At 35.5% G+C, this 19,938-nt stretch carries 15 protein-coding genes and 2 pseudogenes; all 17 read left to right on the top strand.

Annotated elements, in window-relative coordinates; all coding sequences use genetic code 11:
• The first annotated feature begins 1 nt into the window (after position 1).
• The 17 genes and pseudogenes from alaS (at position 2) to R8495_RS06400 (ending at position 19,869) form a co-directional block, all read left to right on the top strand.
• The gene (gene alaS, locus R8495_RS06475; protein ID WP_317634668.1) at positions 2 to 2,641 is read left to right on the top strand and encodes an alanine--tRNA ligase; all 2,640 of its coding nucleotides are present in this window, start codon (positions 2 to 4) and stop codon (positions 2,639 to 2,641) included.
• Positions 2,642 to 2,772: 131 nt separating this feature from the next.
• Entirely contained in the window at positions 2,773 to 3,729 is a 957-nt protein-coding gene (locus R8495_RS06470) for an AEC family transporter (protein ID WP_317634667.1), read from the top strand.
• Between the two features lie 16 nt (positions 3,730 to 3,745).
• Positions 3,746 to 4,951, top strand: a complete 1,206-nt coding sequence (locus tag R8495_RS06465) for an MFS transporter (protein ID WP_317634666.1) — start codon at positions 3,746 to 3,748, stop codon at positions 4,949 to 4,951.
• A 52-nt stretch (positions 4,952 to 5,003) separates the two neighbouring features.
• Entirely contained in the window at positions 5,004 to 5,372 is a 369-nt protein-coding gene (locus R8495_RS06460) for a PTS glucitol/sorbitol transporter subunit IIA (RefSeq protein WP_317634665.1), read from the top strand.
• Positions 5,359 to 6,525, top strand: coding sequence for an AI-2E family transporter (locus tag R8495_RS06455; RefSeq protein ID WP_317634664.1), 1,167 nt, complete (start codon positions 5,359 to 5,361; stop codon positions 6,523 to 6,525). The genes R8495_RS06460 and R8495_RS06455 overlap by 14 nt, the downstream gene beginning before the upstream one ends.
• Positions 6,518 to 7,024 (top strand): tRNA (uridine(34)/cytosine(34)/5-carboxymethylaminomethyluridine(34)-2'-O)-methyltransferase TrmL, encoded by a 507-nt coding sequence (trmL, locus tag R8495_RS06450; RefSeq protein WP_317634663.1) that lies wholly within the window; start codon positions 6,518 to 6,520, stop codon positions 7,022 to 7,024. Before R8495_RS06455 ends, trmL begins: the two co-directional genes overlap by 8 nt.
• A 15-nt stretch (positions 7,025 to 7,039) precedes the next feature.
• Complete coding sequence (locus R8495_RS06445) at positions 7,040 to 7,480, top strand: DUF1149 family protein (RefSeq protein ID WP_317634662.1); 441 nt, start codon at positions 7,040 to 7,042, stop codon at positions 7,478 to 7,480.
• Positions 7,481 to 7,521: 41 nt separating this feature from the next.
• A pseudogene (locus R8495_RS11180) lies at positions 7,522 to 8,559 on the top strand (DNA translocase FtsK); the annotation flags it as partial.
• A gap of 129 nt (positions 8,560 to 8,688) precedes the next feature.
• Positions 8,689 to 9,816, top strand: a pseudogene (locus tag R8495_RS11175) (DNA translocase FtsK); the annotation flags it as partial.
• Positions 9,813 to 11,075 (top strand): insulinase family protein, encoded by a 1,263-nt coding sequence (locus R8495_RS06435; RefSeq protein ID WP_317634660.1) that lies wholly within the window; start codon positions 9,813 to 9,815, stop codon positions 11,073 to 11,075. The pseudogene R8495_RS11175 and the gene R8495_RS06435, both read left to right, overlap by 4 nt.
• Entirely contained in the window at positions 11,075 to 12,304 is a 1,230-nt protein-coding gene (locus tag R8495_RS06430; protein WP_317634659.1) for a M16 family metallopeptidase, read from the top strand. Before R8495_RS06435 ends, R8495_RS06430 begins: the two co-directional genes overlap by 1 nt.
• Before the next feature lie 82 nt (positions 12,305 to 12,386).
• Positions 12,387 to 13,313, top strand: a complete 927-nt coding sequence (locus R8495_RS06425; protein ID WP_317634658.1) for a helix-turn-helix domain-containing protein — start codon at positions 12,387 to 12,389, stop codon at positions 13,311 to 13,313.
• The gene (gene pgsA / locus R8495_RS06420) at positions 13,314 to 13,889 is read left to right on the top strand and encodes a CDP-diacylglycerol--glycerol-3-phosphate 3-phosphatidyltransferase (RefSeq protein WP_317634657.1); all 576 of its coding nucleotides are present in this window, start codon (positions 13,314 to 13,316) and stop codon (positions 13,887 to 13,889) included.
• 54 nt (positions 13,890 to 13,943) lie between these two features.
• On the top strand, positions 13,944 to 15,668 hold the full coding sequence (locus tag R8495_RS06415; protein ID WP_317634656.1) for an ABC transporter ATP-binding protein: 1,725 nt from the start codon (positions 13,944 to 13,946) through the stop codon (positions 15,666 to 15,668).
• Complete coding sequence (locus R8495_RS06410; RefSeq protein ID WP_317634655.1) at positions 15,665 to 17,446, top strand: ABC transporter ATP-binding protein; 1,782 nt, start codon at positions 15,665 to 15,667, stop codon at positions 17,444 to 17,446. Before R8495_RS06415 ends, R8495_RS06410 begins: the two co-directional genes overlap by 4 nt.
• An 89-nt stretch (positions 17,447 to 17,535) precedes the next feature.
• Positions 17,536 to 18,909, top strand: coding sequence for a hypothetical protein (locus tag R8495_RS06405; RefSeq protein ID WP_317634654.1), 1,374 nt, complete (start codon positions 17,536 to 17,538; stop codon positions 18,907 to 18,909).
• Between the two features lie 12 nt (positions 18,910 to 18,921).
• Positions 18,922 to 19,869, top strand: a complete 948-nt coding sequence (locus tag R8495_RS06400) for a glycosyltransferase family 2 protein (protein ID WP_317634653.1) — start codon at positions 18,922 to 18,924, stop codon at positions 19,867 to 19,869.
• Positions 19,870 to 19,938: the final 69 nt, after the last annotated feature.

The raw sequence follows: 19,938 nt of genomic DNA, 5'->3' as shown, positions 1-19,938 counted from the left end.
TTTGAAAGAATTGACAAGTGGACAAGTGAGACAAATGTTTTTGGATTTTTTTAAGTCAAAAGGACATGATGTTGAACCTAGTGCTTCATTAATTCCTGTTGATGATCCGTCATTACTTTGGATTAATTCAGGGGTCGCTACTTTAAAGAAATATTTTGATGGAACGGTTGTCCCGCAAAATCCGCGGATTACAAATGCTCAAAAAAGTATTCGAACTAATGATATCGAAAATGTTGGTAAAACTGCTCGGCATCTAACTTTTTTTGAAATGCTAGGAAATTTTTCGGTTGGCGATTATTTCAAAAAGGAAGCAATTGCATGGGCGTGGGAACTTTTAACAAGTCCTGATTGGTTTGGCTTAGATCAATCAAAACTTTACGTCACAGTTTATCCTAAAGATCAAGACTCAAAAAAACTGTGGATCCAAAATGGAGTTTCATCTGACCATATCTATGAAGTAGAAGATAATTTTTGGGATATTGGTGGCGGCCCGTGTGGACCAGACACCGAAGTTTTCTTTGATCGGGGACAGGAGTTTAATAATATTCCAGTCGATGATCCAGAGAATTATCCGGGTGGCGAGAATGAACGCTATTTAGAAATTTGGAATATTGTTTTCTCTGAATTGAATCATCTTCCAGATGGTAGTTATGTCGAACAACCTCACAAAAATATTGATACCGGGATGGGATTAGAACGAGTAGTTTCTGTTTTTCAGCATGCAAAGACAAATTATGAAACAGATTTGTTCTTACCGATCATTCACGCAATTGAGCAGGATTCCCCTTATCGCTATGGGCAAGATGAAAAGATTGATTCATCTTTTAAAATCATTGCAGATCACGTGCGAACATTAGTTTTTGCGATTAGTGACGGAGCTGAGCCATCAAATGTTGGAAGAGGTTATGTGTTAAGGCGATTGTTGCGTCGAGCTGTTTTAAATGGACAAAAACTTAAAGTAAATCGTCAATTTCTTGCTGATTTAGCTCCAATCGTGGCGGAAATTATGAAATCTTACTATCCTGAACTTAGTGATAATATGGCTAAAATTCAACAAGTAATCAAGCGCGAAGAGGCTAAGTTTGCAGTTACTCTAAATGATGGCCTGAAATTACTGAACTCATTAATTGAATCTCCTGAAGTTAAACAATCCAAGACTATTTCAGGAAGTGATGCGTTTAAACTTTTTGATACTTACGGATTTCCAGTTGAGTTAACCCAAGAAGCAGCTGCAGAATCAGGGCTAAAAGTTGATTTAATTGGTTACCAAAAAGATATGGAAAATCAAAAAGAGCGAGCTCGTAAAGCTCGTGGTGTCACTATTTCGATGGGTAGCCAAAATGCTGATCTACTTAATTATCAAGAAAAAAGCATTTATAAGGGATATGAAGAACAAGTTGTTGATAATTGTGAATTGGATTTATTAATTCAAGACGAACAAAAAGTTTCAGTGGTTACTACAGGTGATGCATTAGCGATCTTTGATCGAACGCCTTTCTATGCAGAAATGGGAGGGCAAGTCGGAGATACTGGCTGGATTTACGATCAAAGTGGTGAGTTAGTGGCAACAGTTAGTGATACAAAACATGCTCCTAATGGTCAAAATATGCACTATCTTGCTGTCTTAAAGGAACTTAAAGTTGGAAATAAATATCGTTTAGAAATTGATGCCAAACGTAACGAGCAAATCAAACGAAATCATACAGCGACCCATTTAGTTGATGAAGCTTTGCGGGATGTTTTGGGACCAAGCAGTCACCAGGCAGGATCGCTTGTAGCCCCAGGGTATTTGCGATTTGATTTTACTAGTGATGAGAAATTGAGTTCAGATCAAATCACGAAGGTTGAAGATATCGTTAATGAGAAGATTTTTGCAAATATTGCTGTAACCGCGCAAGAAATGCCCTATCAAGAAGCAATTGATCAAGGTGCAGTTGCGCTATTTTCTGAGAAATACGGAGATGTCGTCCGAGTAGTTAAGGTGGGTGATTATTCGACCCAGTTGTGTGGGGGAGATCATGTCAATAATACTGCTGAGATTGGGATGTTTAAGATTACTGAGTCTAGCGGAATTGGTTCAGGTGTTCGTCGAATTGTTGCTCTAACGGGCGATGGTTTGTATGATTATCTAAAAGATGAAGCAGCTCAAGCTAAATCAGTGATGCAAGAGCTTAGCGTGCTAAAACTTTCAGATGGACTTGAAAAAGTTGTTAATTTGAAAAATGAGTTGAAATCAGTTCAACAGGAGTTAAATGCTCTTAAGGAAGCTCACGCAACTGATGAAGCGAAAGCTCTATTTGAAAAAGTTGAAAAATCAGGTTCATGGACTTATACCGCCGCAGTATTACAGAACCTTGATGCAAAAGAACTTAGAGAAATTGCTGATAAGTGGCGTAATCAGAGAATTTCAGATCTTTTGCTGATAGCAAGTAATAAAAATGGTAAAGCTTCATTCTTAGTAGCATTTTCTAAAGAACGCGCGACTAAAGAAGTTAACGCCAAGACAACTATTAATTTATTTGCCGAGATTTTTGGTGGTCGTGGAGGCGGAAATCCGCTAATGGCTGTTGCTGGAGGAAAAGAGACTGATAAAATTCAAGCAGCAATTGATGAAGCTCCAAATATTATTAGTACTCTTTAATGTTTATACAACTATCTAAGCCTTTAATTAATCTTCAGGTAAAAAATCTGAAGATTTTTTGATTAAAAATACATAAAATTTGAAATTGTGCTAAGATTAAATACTGTTAAACTTTTAGAGGGAGTTAAAAGATGTTAGCAGTTTTTTTTCGGGCAATTCAGGGAATCCTGGTAGTTATTGTAATGATCGGAGTCGGTTATTTCTTTGCAAAAAAGGGTTGGTTTGATCGTAATTTCACCAAAACAATTTCCCGAATTGTAACAAATATTGCTTTGCCGTGTTACATGATTGCGACAATCACCAATCAGTTTACATTAGATAAATTGCAGCGAGATCTACCGATGATTGTTTTTCCGTTCATATCGATGATTATTTTATTTGGGTTTTCTTTGGTCATTGTTCGTTTATTGAGAATTCCCAAGCACCACCAAGGCATTTTCTCTTCAATGTTTTTTAACTCTAACACTGTCTTTATTGGCTTACCGGTTAATATTGCTTTGTTTGGTGATAAAAGTCTACCATTTGTCTTGGTTTATTATATTGCTAACACAACTATCTTTTGGACTTTAGGAGTTTGGCTAATTCAAAAAGACGGTCAAATTTGCCGTAAATTAACTTGTAAAGAGTTAATTGGTCGAATTTTTTCTCCCCCTTTAGTAGGTTTCATGATTGCTATAATATTAGTTATCTTACCATTCAATATTTTTAATTACGTACCTTTTCTATACAAAGATTTAGTTTATTTGGGTGGGTTAACAATTCCTTTGTCGATGATTTTTATCGGAATTTCAATTGCTGGAATTGGTTTTAAACAAATTAAAATTGAACGCAGTAGCCTGGGAATTTTGGCAGGAAGGTTTTTCTTTGCGCCACTATTTATGGCAATCATGTTATTGTTTACAAATTTACCAGTTTTGGTTAAACAAATTTTTATTATTCAATCAGCCATGCCAGTCATGACGAATGCGCCAATTGTTGCTAACATTTATGGAGCAGATGCTGATTTTGCCTCAATTATGGTGGCGGAATCGACTCTTTTGTCCTTAATTGTTATTCCAATTCTTATGGCATTGGTGCAACTAATTTAAGTAAGGAGAAATTCTTTTGACAGATGAAAGTCAGTCTCGGCGTAATTTAATATTTCTTACTATTGGAGTATTCATGGTATCGATGAGCCTTAGTGAGGTTACTCCGTTTTTATCACTTTATATTTCATCATTTGGGCATTATTCAAAAAGTGCGCTGGGCTTTTATAGTGCGGTAGCTTACGCGGCATCTTTTTTTGCAATGGCAATTTCTGCTCCTTTTTGGGGTAAACTTGCTGATCGTTCTGGACGGCGCTTAATGTTGATTAGAGCGGCATTAGGCATGTTTATCGCTTTTACTTTGATGGGATTTGCCACTAATATTTGGGAAATGATCGTTTTGCGACTTTTTCAGGGTTTTTTCGGAGGTTATGTAAGCAATGCAAATGCTCTAATTGCTGCTAATACTCCAAAGAAAACGGTCGGTCGTGCAATGGGAATTATTGTAACAGGATCTACTTCGGGCAGCTTTCTTGGTCCGCTTTTAGGAGGAGTCTTTGCTTCGATTTTTAGTTTGCGAGACACTTTCTTTGTAACGGGATTTGGCTTGTTTTTGGTCTTCTTAATGACAATATTTGCCATTAAGGAAGACTTTCATCCTCAAGAAAAAGAAACTCTACCTTCGGCACATGTTTTTTTTGCTCAGCTTCCTAATCGCAATTTAATTTTCGGACTTTTTATCACAACTATGATTATTCAAATGGTCAATCTTTCCATTAATCCGATCGTCTCTCTTTATGTAAAAGAACTGATGAACAACCAAGGTAAAATAGCTTTGATGGCAGGAATTGTATCGGCTGCTCCCGGGATCGCGACGGCTTTAACTGCACCTTTATTCGGTCGCTTAGGTGATCGATTTGGTTCAGAAAAAATGTTAATTTCTGGTTTTGTCTTTGCGTTTTTCGTTCAATTAGCAACTAGTTTTGTTGGAAGCATTAGTTTGTTGATTTTAATGAGATTTTTAATTGGAATTAGCGATGCAACAATGCTTCCGTCGGTGAATTCTCTTTTGACTCGCAATTCTTCACAAGCCCAAGTTAGTCGAATATTTGCTTATAATCAAAGCTTTATGTCAATTGGAGCCATGGTCGGACCACTACTTGGTTCGCTAATTTCTGGCGTCTTTGATTATCGTGGAATTTTTGCAGCAGGTGCAGTTTTAGTTTTAATCAATTTGGTCATAAATTTATTTACCCAAAAAAAGATAATTAAGCCTCAAGATTAAAAGGAAATCTGCTACAATTGTATTTAACAGTTTATTATAGGAGTTAGAAATCTTGGAATTTAAAACCAAAATTACTCGAATTGGGTCTGATGCTTTGAAAGCTGAAGATCAAATGATTGTCTTGTTTGGCACTGCAGTAACTGACGAAATTGCAGAAGTTTCTCTTGGACAGGAATTTATTGATCCATCGACGCAAAAAAAATTTACCATAGAAGCTGGTGATTCGATTTTGATTGGTAGCAAAAAGTATTTAGTGAATTATGTAGGAAGAATGACGCAAGAAAATATGCGTTCGATTGGACACGTTAATTTAATTTTTAATACCACAGATAATCATTTGGCTAGTGCGGTTTATCTCGATGGAGAGATGGATCCAGCTGATATATCGTTAGGAACCATTATTACTTATGCAAAAAGCTAAAGAAAAAACGAGCTGGTTTTACCGGCGATTTTTAAATAATAAAGTTACGATTTTTATTTTGAATATCGTTTTAATTTTTTTAGCGATCTTCTTATTAATTCAAATCCGCGGGATTTTTAATCCCGTCCGGCAGTTCGTTCTAGCAATTTTTATTCCGGTTTTGATTTCTGGCCTGCTCTTTTATCTTTTTAATCCATTAATCGATTTTCTAGAGAAAAAGTTTCATATTAAAAGAGTTATCACGATTGCTGGCCTTTTTATTTTAATTTTTTTGTTTCTTATTTTTCTGACGTTTTATGTTTTTCCGATCATAATTAATCAAGTTGTAACTTTAGCAACGAGTATTCCTCATTACTATCAGGTGTTGATTAGTTGGCTTACTGATAAATTTGATACGCATACAGTTAAGGGAATTTCTGATAATTTTTATAATTATGTTGTCAATTACTTTAAATCATCGTCAACACAAATTGCTCATTTTGTGCAAGGACTTTTGAAAAATGTGACTGGGATTGTTGGTAAGCTTGCCACAGCCGTTGTAAATATTGTGACAGTACCTTTTTTGCTTTTCTTTATGTTAAAGGATGGAAGAAAATTAAAGACGTCTATTGGAAATTTAATTCCTGTAAGGTATCGGCAAAGCGGGGTTAAGTTACTAGAAGACATTAACCAGCAAGTTGCATTTTATGTCAGAGGACAGTTGATTGTCGCATTTTGTGTGGCAATTATTTTCATTATTGGCTATTGGATAATTGGTTTGAAATACGGTTTGCTTTTAGGAATTTTAGCGGGAGTTTTTAATGTAATTCCATTTTTCGGCTCTTGGTTATCCGAAATTCCAACAATCATTGTTGCACTGTTTATTTCGCCTATGATGGTAGTCAAAGTGCTCCTAGTTTTCGTAATCGAATGGTTATTAGAAAGTCAATTGATTTCTCCTTTGGTTATGAGCGCTAATATGAAGATGCATCCTGTTACAACTTTGCTCGTTTTGCTTACAGCAGGAAATCTTTTTGGCCTGTTTGGAGTTATTTTTGGGATTCCGATTTATGCTGTTATTAAGATTATTGTTGGAAGGGTCTTTAATTGGTATAAGATGCGCACGGGTGCTTATGAAGAAAATTTGATCGTAGAGGAAGAAAAAATTGACTAATCATGTAGTTTTATTTGCACCAGAAATTCCGGCCAATACAGGTAACATTGCACGAACTTGTGCTGGTACGGGTGCATATCTGCATTTAATTCGGCCTTTGGGATTCTCGTTAACTGAGAAAAAGGTTAAACGAGCAGGTCTTGACTATTGGGATCATGTTCAAATCGTGTTTCATGACTCACTGGATGACTTTATGGCTGATCTGCCCAAGAGCGCACGGCTATTTTTAATAACCAAGTTTTCAAATCAGGTTTATACTGAGGTTGATTATCCCGTTGATGCAGATAATTATTTAATGTTTGGGCGAGAAACAAAAGGTTTACCTGAAAATTTCTTGCGAGAAAATGAGGAGAAATGTCTTCGAATTCCGATGACAGAACAAATCAGATCTTTAAATTTGGCTAATAGTGTTGCTATCGTGCTGTTTGAAGCTTTGCGGCAACAAAACTTTTCTGGTCTTGAATTAAATCACCAATACCAGCATGATAAACTTAAATAAAGAATGGAGTAAAAAATGCATTTTAAAAGACAACCAATCGATGTTCAAGCTTTCCATTATGATGTATCAACCCGCAACGAAAGTGAAACCACCGGCATCGGTGTTCAATTACAAAAATTAACTGCTGAGGAAATTGCTCAATCTCAGCTGAATGTAACTCAAGACGGCTGCGCCATGAAAGTTATTATCCCGTTTGATTTTATTCCACCGCAAGAGCATTTTGCAATTTCGGGTATTATGGCCCAGGTTGTTGTTATTGACGGATTTGATGGTAGTGAAAGTGAACTGCCACCAGAAGCAGTTAAGAAAATGTCCCGTCCGATTATCGAATTGATCGAGACTTTGACCTATGAGGTAACGACTTTGGCCTTAGATCGATCAGTTAACTTAAATTTTGTTCCAAAAGAGGAAAAATCAGAAGATATCGATAATTTGGAAGACTCCCAATTCGAATAGATCGAAAAAAGGAGTTTTTTTATTACGGATGAAGAAGGATTATGGCTAGGAAAGTTACGAAGAAAAAAGCTCAAAGCAAAAAAAATTATACGATCAATGTGATTGGCTTAGTTTTAATCCTAATGGGAGTTTTTGGATTAACTCAAGGTTTGACAGGTTTATTTGGCATTTTTTGGGCAAATATTGCTCGTTTTTTTGTCGGAGATCTTTTTATATTGTTGGACATTTTCGTTGCAATTTTAGGGGCCTATCTTTTTGCAATGGGAAAGATGCCAGCAATAAGTTTTAAGAAAAAAATTGGCGGATTAATTTGTTTTGTTGGATTTATGCAACTATTTGGGGCAATTCTTTTTCCTTTGAAACAGGTGTCTGAGAATTTTATCAAAATTACTGTCGACCACGTTTCATTTGATTTAACTCATGGGTTTATAAAATCAACTGCTTTTAATGGGCTAATTGGTTCGGCCATTTATAGTGCGACTTATCGTGTCTTTTCTTTAGTTGGGACCTACATAATATCGATTATGTTGTTAATTTGGGGCAGCATGATAATTTTAGAAATCCCTTTTCAATCACTGGTTAATTTTGTGAACCTTTTAGGTAAATATTTTTATGATTTATTCGACCACTCAACAGATGCGCCGAAAAATGTTACTAAAGAAAAGAAACCTAAACCTGCCGTTAAAGAAATTGTTCCCGACTTGTTTGATTCTGAACCTTTGGCTGAATCTGAACCATTGTCTTTCGATGAGCCTGCTGAAAAACCCGATGAAGAAGATGAAAATACAGATTTATTCAATCAAGATTATCTGAGCCAGGATTATCCCGATTATGAGCTGCCGACAGTATCTGAGCTTAAACCGACGGTTCAAGTTAAAAATGGTTTGAATCGAGAAGAATTAAAAGATGTTGAAGAAAAAATTGTTAATACTTTTAGGGATTTCAATATTGAGGTTCAGGTAACTGGTGCAAGTGTGGGAAGTTCAGTAACTCAAATTGAGATCGAACCACCTCATGGGGTGAAAATTAGTCGAATTTTAGGCCTGAGTGATAATTTAGCTTTAGCGCTTGCTAATCGAGATATTCGGATTGAAGCGCCAATTGCCGGTAAATCACGAATTGGAATTGAGGTACCCAATGCTAATCCGACGCCAGTTTATTTTCGCGATGTTTGGAACGAGTTTTCTCAAATTCAAAACGAACAAAATATTTTAGAAGTTCCTTTAGGCCGTGATATTAATGGGAATGTTGTAACGATGAACTTGGTCAAAATGCCGCACCTTCTAATTGCTGGTTCCACAGGTTCTGGTAAATCAGTTTCGATTAATGAGATTTTGGTGAGTGTTTTAATGATGGCACGGCCGGATCAAGTTCAAATGATTTTGGTTGATCCTAAAAAAGTTGAGCTCAACATTTATAATGATATTCCTCATCTTTTAACCCCCGTCGTTACTGATCCCAAAAAAGCTGCGGGGGCTCTTAATCAGGCGGTCGCTGAGATGGATCATCGCTATGAACTTTTTAAACAAACTGGCACAAGAAATATTAGTGAATACAATAAAAACATTCTTAAGTCGGATGACGAAATGAAAATTTTGCCGTATATTTTGATTGTTATTGACGAGTTATCCGATTTAATGATGGTTGCTGGTTCTGAAGTTGAACAAGCTGTTATTAGACTTGCTCAGTTGGCTCGAGCAGCCGGGATTCACATGATTATTGCGACTCAAAGACCGTCAGTTGATGTAATTACAGGACTTATTAAGGCAAATATTCCGTCGAGAATTGCTTTTGCAGTTTCAAGTGGAGTGGATTCACGTACCATTTTGGATACTAATGGAGCAGAAAAACTTGTCGGGCACGGCGATATGTTATTCCATCCGATCGGTGCGACAAGTCCGCAAAGAGTTCAGGGCGCTTTTATTGCTACAGAAGATGTTGAATCAGTGACCGAATTTGTAAAACGTCAAGGACAGCCTGACTATGACGACAATTTTGATGTATCAATTGATGATTTATCTGATACCAAAAAAGTTAATGAAAGTGAAGATCAACTTTTTGATGACGCCTTAAATTTAGTTTATGAAAAGGAATCAGCAAGTGCATCAATGTTGCAACGTTATTTTAAAATTGGCTATAACCGAGCGGCCTCGTTAATTGATGAAATGGAAGCTCAAGGTTTTGTCGGTCCGATGAATGGCTCTAAATCCCGCGAGGTATTTTTGTTAAAAATTGATCGATATCGTTATCAGAAGCAAGAAAACTCGTCTGAAACTAATTTAGAGCCGCCAAATGACAACTTAAAACAACAGGATCCAGAAAAAGAAGAAGTATGAGAACAATAAGAATTAAAAAAGGCGTCGATCTTTATGTTAATGAACGAGATAAATTTAACACCGCAATATTTCAGGTCGATTTTGTTTTTCCGACTGATGCGCATTTGTTTGCCCGTCTAAATCTTTTGAGTGATCTTTTAAAGAAACATTCGGCCAAATTTCAGATGCATCAGCAAATTATTGATTTTTTGGAGGAACATTACGGAGCGGTCCTTAACGTTGATTATGATTTCTTTGGTAATTATTCTACTTTTTCTTTGATGATCAGCTTTGTTCATCCATCGCTGTTAAAAGATAAGTCGTACCGTTTTAGCGATCTGGTCTCATTTATAGATGATTTAATTTTCAATCAGAATGATCGGGTTACATTGCTATTTGATAATGAGAAAAAATATTGTAAAAATTTGTTAAGGGATGAATTAACTGATCCGCAAACTTTGGTTTTTTATCAAGCCTTGCCGCGTTATATTTCTTCAACTAAGCTAAATTCGCCCTTAAGTGGCACATTTACCCAGTTAAATGCTGCTGATATGAATCAAGTTTATGATCTTTGGCAAAATTTGATTCAAACCTCTGCCATTAACATTTATTACGATGGATATTCGCTTTCCTTAGAAGAAAGAAAAGTCATTAATCAGTTTGCTGATCGTTTTTTTGCGAGAAATCAGGTTAGGCCGTCGTCGATTTATTATTTGGAAAAAAATAAGTCTCAAAAAATGTTTTATGAAAATCGTCGAACTTTTAGACAGCACTTGTTTTTACAGCAATATTATTTAGCTGAGAATGCTAAGTATCGTAGTGGAAATTATGCATCGTGGCTGGTGTTTAACCAGATTTTTGGTGGCGATTCTGAATCTTTTTTATTTCAAAGAATTCGGGAGGACTTACATCTTTCTTACGAAGCATTTAGTCACCTTAGTTTTGGGCTAAACTCTTTCTTTGTTTATGCAACCCTAAATTCTTTAGATTTTGAGATTGTTGATCGTGAAATTGGCCAACTTTTTGAAGCAATTCAAAATCAGAATTATTCACAAAAGTCTTTAGATATTGCTAAAAAAACATTAGTGAATCAACTTTTGTATCAAAATGATGGAAGATTTTTTGATATTTCGCAGCAAAAAATGAAATTTATTATTCCGAATTATCTTTCAAATGCGCAGTTAATTAAGGAAATTGAGGCAGTTAATCCTGATGATTTAACTCTATGTGTCCAAAACGTTCAACCAGGTGTTAAAATGTGGTATGAGGGGATGCAGTAATGGATTTAATCTCAGAAAATAAAGTTTCAATTGAAAGATTAGCTAACGGACTAACTGTAAAGCTGATTGAAAAACCCAATTTCCAGGTTTTTAACGTTCAATTAATTGTTGGTTTTGGTTCTAGTGATTCAAAAGTTTACAAAAATGAAGTGTTTCCCGGGGCCGCACATCTAATGGAGCATCTATTATTTCATAAAAGAGACTGTGAGATTGACTCCCTTTTTTCTCAGTTGGGAATTGAAATTAATGCTTATACTACTTATAACAGCACTAACTTCTTTTATCCGTTTTTAAATAATCAACGAGGTGATTTTTCTCAGGCTTTAGTCTATTTGTTCAAATTAGTTTTTGATCCGTATTTTACAGATGAATTAATTAAGAAAGAGACCCAAATCATCGAGTCTGAGATTAAAATAACAGAGGATGATACTGATTCTGATCTTTATACCGAGCTTTTAAAGAAATTGTTCCCGAAAACTCCACTTAGTTATGATATTTTAGGGACAACAAAGACTATTAAGCAATCAACAGTTGATTTATTGGAAGAAATTCATCATAATTTTTATCGGCCTGAGAATACAGTGCTTTACGTTTGTGGTCCTATTTCACTTAATCGGTTGTTAGAAATAGTAAATTCGATCCCGCTTGTGACTCCTAAAGAACAGTTAGTGGAAAATTCTTGTTATTATTACGAGCCAACGTTGGATTGTGATTTACCACCGATGAATCGCTTAACAAAATTAGTTTATGGGTGGTCATTACCCGATTTGAATTTGGATTATGAAAGTTCTTTAATTTTTTCCTTGTTTTTGGAAAATATGCTTGGAAAAAGGAGCCAATTTTTTCATCGAATGTACAATGAAGGAGTTATTAATGATGATTTTTATTATGAATTTATGGTAGAAAAAAATTTTACGGTGATTTTCTTTTCCTGTTTGACCGAATTTCCGACTAAAATTATTCAAAATACCAAAGAAACTCTGCATAGTATTCAAATTTCAGAAGAGAAGTTTGCTATTACGGTGAAGAATTTTATTGGCAAATACATTCAGTCTTTTGATTCAGTAGAGGAATTGGGAACTTTAGAAAATGATGGTAAATTCCATTTGGAAGATGCGATTAACTCTTTGAAAATTGTTGATCGACTTACAGTTGAACGGGTCAAGGAAGTTGCAAATAAAATTTTGAATGAAGCTGAATTTGCGACGGCTTGGAAATTAATTTCTTAAAAAAATTCGGTTTATTGTCTTTAGTTAACTGTTTAGAATCTTAATATGGTAAAATAATTTAAAATAGATTGTTGGAGATGCTGTGAATAATATTGGAAAAGTTCTTCGGCAAGCACGAATCGATAAAGGAATGACGATCGATGACTTGCAAAAGAAGACAAGAATTCAAAAAAGATATCTGATTGCAATTGAAAACGGTGATTTTGATCAATTGCCAGGTCAATTTTACGTAAGAGCTTTTATTAAGCAATATGGAGAACAGGTTGGAGTTGATACTGACCCTTATTTTGCTCAGCCTAAGGATGTTGAGCCTGCTGAAGTAGAGGAATATGAGGAAGAGACCCCTGAAAAAGAGGAGCCAACAATCGCTTCAGCTAGTCCTTATTTAACAAGGCAACAACCTCGTAGTCGGTGGCATTCATTGATACCCCAAATCTTAGTGATTGCGGCAGTTGTTTTAGTTGTTTTTGTGGTTTGGTTTTTCTATCAACGTTCAAATAATTCTAACATTAGTGACAAAGGGAAAGTCACAAGTAGCTCTGTTTCTAAGATGCACAATGCCGAGTCTAAAAGTTCATCAACGGCAAGCTCTTCCGCGGTTAGTTCAAGCAAAAAAAGTAGCAGCTCTAAATCTAAACCTTCGAAGTCTTCTTCCAGTGCTAAAGAAGAGATGAAGATTGAAATTAAGGGGCAAAGCGATCCAAATTATACTTTTGCTGTGACTAACTTGCCAAAATCTGAGAACAGCTTGACGCTTAACGCAACTAACGGAAATTCATGGGACAAAGTAGTTGTCGATGGAGCTGCTTTATACACTGGTGTTATACAAGCTGGACAAAGTCAAACTATTTCAATTCCTGATGGTGCAAAAAATATTACCGTAACTTTAGGTGCTACTAGTAATTCTGAGGTTAAACTTAACAGTCAATCTGTTGATCTTTCGAATATTACGAGTAGGGGTGTTAGTAATTTGATTTTCAATCTGGAAAACTCAGAGAGAGATAATTAAATGAATTTGCCTAATAAATTAACATTATTTCGAATTTTCTTGATTCCTTTTTATACAGTTTTACTTTGTCTTCCTTCATCAGGCAAAGTTATGTTTCTCGGTACTGAAATTGAAGTCTTGTATCTGATTGCGACGATTATCTTTGTGGTAGCTTCGATTACCGATTTCTTAGATGGGCAAATTGCAAGGAGAAATAACTTAGTAACTAATTTTGGAAAGTTCGCTGATCCTTTGGCTGACAAATTATTGGTGATTACTGCCTTTATTTTCTTGGCTGTAAACAAATCTATTCCTACTTGGGGGTTAGCAATTATTGTTTGGCGTGAGCTGTCAGTTACAGGGTTACGTCTTCTTCTTGCTAATCATGGGGAAGTTGTTGCAGCAGCATTACCTGGAAAAATTAAGACTTTCTCACAGATGATTTCAATTATTTTTCTGAATTTAAATAATGTTGGTTTTGCCGCTATTAATTTCCCATTTGCTCAAATTATGTTTTATATAGCACTATTTTTCACTGTTTATTCAGGAATTGAATATTTTTATAAGAATCGTGGCGTTTTTGCTGATTCTTTTTAAAAGCCAAATAGTCTTAAATGACTATTTTTTTGTAATTGATAGAGAGAGTAGTATTTGCAGTCATTAATTTCGAGTTTAAAAAAATATTGGTTTGATATTACTATAGCAGTTCTGATGATTTCAGTAGCTGCTTTTTCGGCTTTGTTTCAGCCGACGCTTATGAAAGATATCTTCACAGCTATTTTAAAAAAAGATCATTATCAGATGGTTCAGTTGAGCATCGGGCTGATTTTATTAGCAATTTTGGGCTTGGTTGCCGGAGTAATTAATACGATTTTTGCTGCTAAAGTTGCTCAAAACGTTGCTTTTGATCTTAGGGCTGCCCAGTATCAAAAAATTCAAAGTTTTTCTTTTAGTAACATTGAAAGTTTTACGCCAGGTAATTTAGTGGTTCGAATGACAAACGATATCATTCAAGTGCAAAACCTAATAATGATGTTTTTACAGACGATTTTTCGAGCACCGATTATTTTTTTTGGAGCACTGATATTTGCAATTTTAACAATTCCCCAGTTTTGGTGGATTATAGCGGGAGTGGTTGTCATGATTGCTTTAGTTGCTGCGTATGCTTTTTTTAGAATGGAAAAATTTTTTCAAATTGCTCAAAATCTGGTTGATCGGGTTAATGGGATTGTGCGTGAATCAATGATGGGAATTAGAGTAGTTAAATCGTTTGTTGAAGAAGAAAGCCAGATGAGCAAGTTTAAAGATACATCAGATCAACTTACAAAAATCAATGTGCAAACGGGTAGTTTGTTTTCTTTTTTAATTCCATTGTTTTTTCTATTCGCTAATCTAGCAATTACAGGTTCAGTTTTTTTGGTTGGAAACATGGTGACTACAGATCCAAGTTTGGTTGCACGGATTGCTACTTTTACGAATTATCTTTTCCAATTGATGATTGCGATTGTAATGGCAGGTTTTACGATTACTTTTGCGAGTCGAGGACTAGTATCACTGAAACGAATTGATGAAGTTTTAAAAACAGAACCTGATTTGAATTATCAAAAAACTAATAATCAAATATCCGACGGTTCAATTGAATTTGATCACGTTTCCTTTTCTTATCCAGATTCTGACAATTTGGTTTTAAATGATTTAAGTTTTAAATTCGAATCCGGTGAAACGATAGGTATAATAGGAGCAACGGGAGCGGGAAAATCTACTTTAGCCCAGTTAATTGCTCGAATTTATGATCCAAGCAAAGGTAGTGTTAAAGTTGGAAATTTGGATTTAAAAGAAACTAGTGAAGCTGAATTACGAAAAAACGTCTCTTTGGTCTTACAAAAGCCGATTCTCTTCTCTGGGACAATTGCCGATAACTTACGCCAAGGTAAAAGTAACGCAACACTGACTGAAATGAAAAAAGCAGCAGAAATTTCACAAGCCTTGGAGTTTATTGAACGACTTCCAAAAAAGTTCGATTCAAAGGTCGAAGAGCGCTCGGCCAATTTTTCTGGTGGCCAAAAGCAGCGTTTGTCAATAGCTCGCGGAGTTATTAGTGATCCTAAAATTTTAATTCTTGACGATTCCACTTCTGCTCTTGATGCAAAAAGTGAAAAGCTAGTCAGGGATGCTCTTGCTAGTAAGCTGAAGACGACAACAAAACTAATTATTGCCGAGAAGATTTCTTCAGTCATTAACGCTGAAAGAATTTTGGTTTTAGAAAATGGAGAAGTGAGTGCTATTGGCAATCATCATGAGTTATTACAAAGCAGCGCCGTCTATCAAGAAATTTATCGAACCCAAAAAGGTTTACAAGGAGAGGGACAAAAATGAAAGAACTTAGCGCCAGTATGAAATTTTTTTGGAGTTATTTTCGTCACTTTTTGTTTCCATTAATTTTGGTGATTGCTTTTGTTTTAATAGGAATTTTCTTTGAAGTCCAAGCACCAGCTTATTTGGGTTCGGCGATAACTTCTTTAACTAAATATCTTAGCCAATTTATGAACCCTGCCACCCGCAGCTTAGCTAATCGACATGATTTTAATCATTTCTTGTTGAAAATGATGTTGTTTTTCATTGCAAGCGCGATCGCTCAGTTTGCTGCTACTTATATCATGATTCATATCTCCAGTCGAACTAACGGCGAAATGAGGACTTCACTTTTTAACAAGTTGATGCGGCTGCCGATTAAATACTTTGATACACATCAAGATGGTGAAATCTTAGCTCGTTTTACGACAGATCTTGATAATATATTTAATGGCCTTAATCAAGGAATTTACCAAATTTTAAATGATCTTGCGCTTTGGTTTGGGGTTATCATAATGATGTTTAAAAGCGATGTTAAGTTAGCTTGGGTCACTATGGCGACGACCCCGCTTGCATTAATTTTGGCTCTGACAGTCATCAAGATTGCTAGTAAATATGTTGATCGTCAACAAGAGGCCTTGAGTAGTTTAAATGGATATATAAATGAACAAGTCACTGGTCAAAAATTAAATATTGCTAATTCGCTACAAAGTAAATCGATCGCAGGATTTAATCAACATAATCAAGAAGTTAAAGATTTAACTCTCAAAGGGACGATCTATTCTAGTATGTTATTTCCGCTGATGCAGGGAATATCTTTAGTGAACACTTCCATAGTTATTTTTTATGGCGCATATCTAGTCACCAGCGGGCAGGTTACTGGAGCTGTCGGGTTAGGTCTAATTGTTACTTTTGTTGAGTATTCCTCGCTGTATTATCAGCCGATCATGGATATAACCTCAATGTATAATATGTTGCAGTTGGCTTTTACCGGTTCTAGAAGACTTTTGACTATTTTTAAGCATAAGGATGAAGTTAATTCAGCTAACCCTAAAAACTATCGACCACTTAAAAAAGAAATTGAATTTAAAGATGTACGCTTTAGTTATGAACCAAATAAAGAGATAATCCATGGGCTCAATCAGGTGATTGAAAAAGGTCAAATGGTTGCCTTAGTTGGGCCGACGGGCTCTGGTAAAACTACAGTAATGAATTTATTGAATCGTTTCTATGATTTAGATACAGGCCAGATTTTGTATGACGGAACCAATTTGAGGGAATTTAGCTTGAAAAGCCTTCGGCGTAATGTTGGAATTGTTTTACAGGATGCAGTAGTTTTCTCTGGTACTATTGAAGATAATATAAAATTCGGTCAGCCCGATGCCAGCGATGAACAGATGTATAGAGCAGCAGAATTAGCTAATATTCACAATTTCATTATGTCTTTGCCTCGAAAATATAAAACAAGAATTTCTAATGAAAATTTAATTTTCTCCACAGGTCAACTGCAGTTGGTTTCGATTGCTCGGACAATCTTAACTAACCCAGATCTTTTAGTTTTGGATGAAGCGACGAGTAACGTCGATACGGTTACAGAGGCGCACCTTCAAGATGCAATGAATAACGTAATTAAGGGACGAACTAGTTTTGTGATTGCTCACCGTTTAAAAACAATTCGCAATGCTGATAATATTATGGTTTTGAAAAATGGGGTAGTAATCGAAACGGGTTCTCACGCGCAGTTACTACGGGAAAATGGCTTTTACGCTGAATTGTATCGTAATCAGATGTTGTTTGAATAAAAAACATCTGCAAAACAATAAAAAATCGTGATACATGGTATAATTAAACTTGCGTTTTCTCGAAAATCTTTTTAACATTGGAGTTTAAATTGGATCAAGCTTATAGCAGCTCTAGTTTTCTGAAAAAATATAAAATTATATATATCGCAATTTTTATAATATTCGGTTTGATTGGTTTTTTGATGCCGCTTGTTGGTGATGATTTAAATTGGGGCCACGATTTCGGAGCTAATTATTTTTCTCAGGGGACTTTTCTTTATTATGATGGACGCTACTTGGGCGATTTGTTAGTCATATTGCTGACAAGATTTCCAATTGTGTCTTTTGTTTTATATGGAAGCGCGGCTGTTGCTATTTCTTACTTAATAACCAAAATATATGATTCAGTTACTCTGAAACATGACGACTCCATAATTACTTGTCTGACGGCAATTTTGTTGTTATTGGCTCCGAAGGGCATTTTCAGTCAGACATGGGGCTGGCATGCAGGATTTGCTAACTATGTTCCTTCAGTGATCTTCCCGCTGTATTTCATTTATTTAATTAGCAAACATTTTGGCAAGTTGAACGAGTCAATTTCAAACTCAAAAATAAGAACAATTCTTCTGTTTTTAGCAGCGATTGGGAGTCAATTTTTAGCTGAACATATTACGATTTTGAACTGTTTTAATGCTTTAGTGTTTGGTATATTTCTATCTCGCAATTTTAGTGCGGATTTTAAGCGTAAATATTTGAAATGGATTACGTTAGGAAATTTCTTGGGTGCTCTCCTCATGTTTTGTAACGGGGCCTATGTGAAAATTTTATTGGGTAATGATAAATATCGGCAAGTCGGTGGGCAGTCTAACGACTTTATAAACTATCTAGGCGGATTTATTGCAAGCTGGCGATCAATTTTCTTCGTTGTAATCGTTTTCATTTTGTTAATAAGTTTTTTTTACTTAAAAAATACCAAACTAAATTTAATTAATCTTGTTTTAGTTGTTGATATTGCTGTGGCGGTTTTACCATTCATTGTAATTTCACCTTTTGGTCCAAGATGTGTTTTTCTTAGCTTCGTCTTAATTTTGGCCCTGATTATAATAAATATGGGGGCTTGGGTTAAAATAGAAAATTTTTGGATTTTGTCAATTTGTTGTTTAGGTTTGCTGTTTTTAGGGACGCGTTTTACTTTAATTGCTGATGATTATCGTAAATCATATGAGGCTGCGCGTACTTATTGCGAGTACCAAAATGCTTTGCCACAAGGAAGTCGCAATCAGTATTTTGTTTTAAATTTTAAAAATACGATGTATCTTTGGATGGAAAATACTGACCGAGATAAAACTTTTCAATCTTATTATTTGAGACCCCTTGACAAAACGATGGTTCCAGTTAAATATGAGGAATGGCGTCCATATCTTCAGGATTTAAAGCGTAATATTAAAGAATTTGATCAAAAAATTATTAATAATCATAAATAAGGCAGTTAACTAATGAAACAAAAATTAATTTCAATAATTATTCCTTGCTATAATGAAGCTCTTAATATTTCAACGTATTTTAATGCAATGCAGGAGATGTTCAGTCAGATTCCTAACGATCAAGTGGAATACCATCATGAATATATTTTTATTGACGACGGCTCTAAAGATAATACGTTAAAAGAAATTGATCAACTTCAATCGATTGATCCGACTGAAGTTCATTATATTTCTTTTGCTCGTAATTTTGGTAAAGAGGCTGCTTTCTTAGCAGGACTTGAGGCGGCTAAAGGTGATTATGTCGCAGTGATGGATGTAGATTTACAGGATCCGCCCGAGATGCTGCCGGAAATGCTTAATGGAATCAATGAAGAAGGATACGATGTGGTGGGTTGCAGGCGAGTTGATCGTAGCGGTGAACCTCCGATTAGATCTTTTTTTGCGCAAGCTTTTTATAAATTTATCAATCGGATTTCTAGTACTAAAATCGTTGAAGGTGCGCGGGATTATCGATTGATGACTAGGCAGGTAGTTGATGCAATTTTACAAATGCCCGAGTATAATCGGTTTTCAAAAGGTATTTTTAGTTGGGTGGGCTTTAAGACCAAGTATTTGCCGTATCAAAACGTTACTCGTAATGCGGGAGAAACACATTTTACTTTTAGTAAATTGCTCCGCTACTCGCTTGATGGAATTGTTGATTTTTCTGATTTACCGCTTTCTCTTGCCTCGTTTGTTGGCTTATTAACCTTTGCTCTGTCCATTGTAGCAATGATTTTTGTAATTGTTCGACGCTTAATGTTTGGAGATCGAGTGAGCGGGTGGGCTTCGTTAGTAACAATTATTTTGTTTATTGGGGGGTTGCAGCTGTTTTGTTTAGGGATAGTTGGCAAATATATTGGCCGCATTTATCTTGAGACTAAGCGTCGACCAGTTTACATTATCAAAAAGAAAAAATAAGAGGCTGTGACATAACTACCTCTCAAAAATAAAATAACGCTGATGAATTCGAAATCGTTCTTGATCTCG

The organism is Xylocopilactobacillus apicola, assembly GCF_033095985.1.
In the GTDB taxonomy this organism is placed as follows: Bacteria; Bacillota; Bacilli; order Lactobacillales; family Lactobacillaceae; genus Xylocopilactobacillus; species Xylocopilactobacillus apicola.
The sequence above is the reverse complement of the archived record's forward strand: the minus strand, read 5'-3'. Positions and strand labels throughout refer to the sequence as shown.

Excerpts from the sequence above, each read along its gene's own strand:
- R8495_RS06470 (WP_317634667.1), top strand. The coding sequence starts at position 2,773 with ATGTTAGCAGTTTTTTTTCGGGCAATTCAGGGAATCCTGGTAGTTATT.
- R8495_RS06455 (WP_317634664.1), top strand. The coding sequence starts at position 5,359 with ATGCAAAAAGCTAAAGAAAAAACGAGCTGGTTTTACCGGCGATTTTTA.
- R8495_RS06445 (WP_317634662.1), top strand. The coding sequence starts at position 7,040 with ATGCATTTTAAAAGACAACCAATCGATGTTCAAGCTTTCCATTATGAT.
- R8495_RS06435 (WP_317634660.1), top strand. The coding sequence starts at position 9,813 with ATGAGAACAATAAGAATTAAAAAAGGCGTCGATCTTTATGTTAATGAA.
- R8495_RS06430 (WP_317634659.1), top strand. The coding sequence starts at position 11,075 with ATGGATTTAATCTCAGAAAATAAAGTTTCAATTGAAAGATTAGCTAAC.
- pgsA (WP_317634657.1), top strand. The coding sequence starts at position 13,314 with ATGAATTTGCCTAATAAATTAACATTATTTCGAATTTTCTTGATTCCT.
- R8495_RS06410 (WP_317634655.1), top strand. The coding sequence starts at position 15,665 with ATGAAAGAACTTAGCGCCAGTATGAAATTTTTTTGGAGTTATTTTCGT.
- R8495_RS06400 (WP_317634653.1), top strand. The coding sequence starts at position 18,922 with ATGAAACAAAAATTAATTTCAATAATTATTCCTTGCTATAATGAAGCT.